Here is a 436-nt window from a genome sequence, read left to right as displayed (position 1 = left end):
AGAAAGGGGGGCCGAAAGCGACGAAGGTAGCGAAAACGCCGCGGACCGGCGGGCAGGAGCCAAGCACACACGGCGGCAAAAGGCGAACGCAGAGCTGCCGAACCGCCCCGCCGAGCAGCTCCCGCCCGCGGACGAAGACACCTGCACCACCTCAGACACTGCCGGCGCCGCAGCATCGGCCGGGGCCTGGAACATCTTCGACGCGCACCAGGAGGCACAGCAGTGGTGACGGCCGCCGACCAGCAAACGCACGACGATCCGTACGCGTCACCCAGCACCTGGCGCGAGTGGACCCGGTTCGTCGACACCGACCCGCCATGCCTGCCCGGGACCGGCCCTTGGAGCGCCGAGGAACGCCTGGACTACCACTCCCAGTTCGTGATCCTGTCCACCCCCACCATGACCAGGATCTCCCTCACCCTGCGCCGCCTGATGA

The 436-nt window shown here is 68.8% G+C and carries 1 protein-coding gene and 1 pseudogene; both read left to right on the top strand.

The window, feature by feature from the left end:
• Window positions 1–229 (top strand): hypothetical protein (locus ACFVX9_RS39760; protein ID WP_387987189.1); only part of this gene is annotated, 229 nt, incomplete at its 5' end.
• A pseudogene (locus ACFVX9_RS39755) lies at window positions 223–436 on the top strand (ATP/GTP-binding protein); the annotation flags it as partial. The gene ACFVX9_RS39760 and the pseudogene ACFVX9_RS39755, both read left to right, overlap by 7 nt.

It is taken from the genome of Kitasatospora sp. NPDC058243 (genome assembly GCF_042882025.1).
Taxonomy (GTDB): domain Bacteria; phylum Actinomycetota; class Actinomycetes; order Streptomycetales; family Streptomycetaceae; genus Kitasatospora.
The sequence above is the reverse complement of the archived record's forward strand: the minus strand, read 5'-3'. Positions and strand labels throughout refer to the sequence as shown.